Annotated in this window: 1 protein-coding gene; it reads left to right on the forward strand. The window is 40.2% G+C overall.

The genetic code is table 11. The annotated features are described in order from the left end of the window. The first annotated feature begins 89 nt into the window (after positions 1-89). The gene (locus B5F77_RS15200; protein WP_087332294.1) at positions 90-4,058 is read left to right on the forward strand and encodes a DUF6383 domain-containing protein; all 3,969 of its coding nucleotides are present in this window, start codon (positions 90-92) and stop codon (positions 4,056-4,058) included. Positions 4,059-4,166: the final 108 nt, after the last annotated feature.

Below are 4,166 nucleotides of genomic sequence, written 5' to 3' on the forward strand. Positions count from 1 at the left end.
CAAAGCCGGGTGCGTTGTACTAACCTTCGTAAGATTTAATCAAGAACTTATTAATCAAACATTTTTGTATAATTAAAATTTTAAATCTTATGAACAAAAAAGTACTTACATTATGTGCGGGTTTTTTACTCGCAGGTGGTGCTATCCAAGCGCAGACAGGGCTTGTAAAAGTTACAGACCCTTCGCTGTTATTGGATGGTGGAACTTACATCCTTGGTACGGCAGAAGGAGATTCTGTAGTATGTTTTAATGCTGTTGATGGCAACAGCTATGAAACAGTGAACACTGCTAAATACTCAAGCCGAAATATTGCTAAAAGCAAAGTTACTTTTGTAAAAGATGGCAATAACTGGAGCTTGGAGTATAATGGAAAGAACATTTATGCTTGGGGAAACACTGCATCAAGCACTTTCTTCACAAATTACCCAACAGAAAATGGACAAAATGCTACTTATAAGCAAACTATGATTGTATCTTCAAATGAAAACAATACTTTAGTTACAATCAAAACAGCTTTAGGGAAAACTGATAAAACAGGAAATGTATTGGTAAAGAATGCCTATTTGACCCGTAGTGACAAGGGTGAACAAGCGAAAGGTTTTGCAAAGCTTCAAGGCGACTATTCAGCTTTCCAATTGTATATGGAAGCTCCTAACGCTCCTACAGGAGAGAACATCGCTGATGTTGAAAGCGAATCTCGTACATTCTTGTTGTATTCGGGAAGCGAATATGTGGGAGTGGTTGACGGTGCCATTACAAAGTCGTCGACAGCTCCGACCGAAGCTACCGAAGCTGATTACGCTTGGGTTGAATACAACGGCGGTTATAAGAATGTGGCAACAGGTTTGTTTTTAGATTGGGATGCAACGAACCAAGCTTATACCGTTGCTACTTCTCCGAAGGCTGTATCCATGAATGGTACAGTTTTGGTTATTAGTGGTGTTCCTACTGCTTCTGTTTCTTTATTGGTTGCAAACGCTCCTATTCCTTTTGTGGGGACAGTTGATGCAGCAGAGGAAGATGCAAATGAAGTTATTTTATTTGCGAGAGGAAGCGTGGCCATCAACCATGATTTGGAACCGGCCATATATAGTAAATCACCGGAATTTGTATGGAAAATCAGTAAAGTTGCTACTTCTGAATCTACATACGAACTTCGTTTGCTGAATGCAGATAATGAACCATTGGCAATTGGTGGTAAATTTGTGACCATTAATAATATTACATGGAATGAAGACAAATATGCTTTACCTGCGGATGGTATTGTTACATTAAGTGTGGACGGAGGTTATGTTGCTTTCGACGGTTCTGATTTGAAGGAAGTTTCTTCAATAGGTGAAGCTACCCAATTTGGTTTGGGTGAACTGGGAGAAACATACGTATTTGCGAACCAATTGATTGACCGTTATGGCGATTACTTTACACTGAAAGTTACTTATGAGAATGAAAAAGGTAAGGAAATCGATATAACAGGTGAATTGAAAGGTCAATTGCGCCCAGTTCGTTCGGTTTCATATACTAACGGTGAAGCTACTTATGTAGATGAGAAGACACAAGAACATTTCATGTTAGTAAATGAAGAAGGTAATATCATCGCTATCAATACGAAGGAACCTTTACACTTCGGTGGAAAGAAGTATGGCTTCGCTTTAACCACAATCACTCCGAAAGAATGGGATGATGCTCAGGATAATGAGCTTTTGGGCAAGGGCTATAATCCTTATTTGACAGACTTCCGTATTGCTTATACGCCTAATCAAACAGGTGATGAAGTAACAAACATCACAGATATCAAGATTTCGGGTACGGTAAATGAACCTGATGGCGCTGTTTATTACGATTTGTTACTGGGTCGTCAAACAGATGGTGAAGATGCTACATTGGTAGCTGCTGAATCTCAAGATCTAATTGAAGATGGCATTATCATCAAATTGAACGCCGGTTCTTTGGTAGATGCAAAAGAATGGTTGACGAAACCTGCTTACTATACAATCGAAGTTATTAATAAGACGGATGATTATGTAGTAGACCATAACTTTACAGACAATCACTTCGAGAAAGTATTAGGCTTAGGAGAAGGTGGTGCTGTTGAATGGGTTGATAGAGAAAATATTGACTTGACGAAACCGGAAGGACAGTTTGCTATCACTTACAATAGTACTGATGATGATTATATCGTAACTAATCGAGAGAATAACAGAGCTAACACAACGTTCTTTAATAACGGTGCTTTGTATCAGATTGATGCTACAACATTTGCATTCGTAACTTCAGCTGGTACAGATACGTTAGCTATTAAGCCGGTTACAGATTACAAGTCTGAAGATGGATTTAGACGCTATACGGCTGCTGAATTGAATGCTAATACGTATAACATTGCGATGAACTTGCTGGATGACTCTTACTTAAATGTAGTAGAGAACCATACGGACAAACATCGCATTGGTCTCGATCGTGAAGAGGTTACGGAATGGCGCATCGAAATGCCGACTGTCATGTTATTGGATAATGGTGACGATAAAGTTCGTTTGATTCCGGATACAGTAACAGTTGAAACTCCGATTACTTACTATGTAGGTGCTCCGGTAAATGATTGGGTAACAACAACGGCTACTGATTATGAAGATGATTATTATGCACCGAATACAGCATTGAAGATTCCGACTTACATCTTAAAGAATACGGATACGAATGAATATCTGTATGGTAAGAATTATACGGAATCAGAAGGTAATGCTTACTATGTATGCGAAGAATCAGAAGTAGATGCAACTCGTGTAGCATTCAAACTGATTGGAGGCAGCGAAGATAGTACTGTAAATATTGTGCCGGTTTATCGTTATGTCCCAGTTTATGAAGGTAATGAGTTAGTTTCTTACAATCGCTACAATTGGGGTACAAACTTGACGAAAGAAGATGAAGGCGCAATGAAAGAAGATGAATACAAAGTATATGCAAGTCAATTGTGGATTGATGGCACTAAGATTATCGGCGGTACAACTTCTAAGACTGGTGTATTGAAAGATGCTGAATTGTATGAAGCTATTGCAAACGATTTGTTCGTCATTAATAAAGCTACTGCTCCGACTTATAAGAAGGTTGACCAAGGTTCGAACATTATCCTTTCTCGCGTAAAGAACAATGACGAAGTAATCTATGAAGCTGGCGAATTTGCGGGTATCAGCAACCGCGTAGCTTACACGGATATCAACCCGACATTGTATGTAGATTCTGCTTATGTTGACCGTGCTGGCAACTATGCTTACCAGTATTTGTTGATGGTTCAACCGAACTTGTCTAACGAATGGTATTGCCCGTACAATAACGAACACAATACAGAAGCATGGCGTGAAGAAAACGGTGTTGACCACTGCGCTGACGCTGTTCGCACAGACCGCATCGACGGCCGCTTCTTGGTGAACATGGTTGATTCTGCGGAAGCAAACAAGGACGTACACAACAACAAATTTGCTTACAATGGCGAAACGAAGTTGGCGTTCGTGGATGGTTTCCACCAGAATGATACGCTCTTCTTTACAAACGAAGCTGGTGACATCACTTCTAAAGTAGCTGTTGGTAATGCTGATTTCAACTTCGCTAAGTTTGCGTTCAAGATGATTGACGAAACAGATAATGAATTTGTGATCGAAACAGGCTTAGGTTACAACAAGAAATGGAATTATGCTGAAGACAACAATGGTAACTGGCATTGGATTGAAGCTTCTAAGGAAGTAACTCCAGGTTACTTACGTTGGGTAAATGGCAACTTGGTAGTAACTCAGAACTTGGACGAAGCAGAACGCTTTACAATGGAAGATAGCGAACTCCAAGCTACCGCCAACGAATCCATCACCGCAGAAGGTGCAGTTTCTGTAGTTGCAACTGACGGTGCCGTAATCATCCGTGGTGCCGAAGGCAAGAACGTAGTGATTGCTACCATCTTGGGTAAGGTCGTAGCTAACGAAACGGTTACTTCGGATAACGAGACGATCGCAGTTCCGGCAGGTATCGCAGTCGTTTCGGTAGACGGTGAATCGTTCAAGGTAGTCGTTAAATGATTGAACTAAAGTTCATAACATTATAAATTTAAGTTGTTAATAAATAGTTAATAAGCTGCTCAGTGCCCCTCGCGAGAGTCGCCGCAGCCAAAGAAATACGTTAGTATT

The sequence above is a fragment of the Parabacteroides sp. An277 genome, from assembly GCF_002159645.1.
Lineage (GTDB): Bacteria > Bacteroidota > Bacteroidia > Bacteroidales > Tannerellaceae > Parabacteroides.

What these genes read in the sequence shown, in the direction of transcription:
- B5F77_RS15200 (WP_087332294.1), top strand. Translation starts at nt 90, where the DNA reads ATGAACAAAAAAGTACTTACATTATGTGCGGGTTTTTTACTCGCAGGT.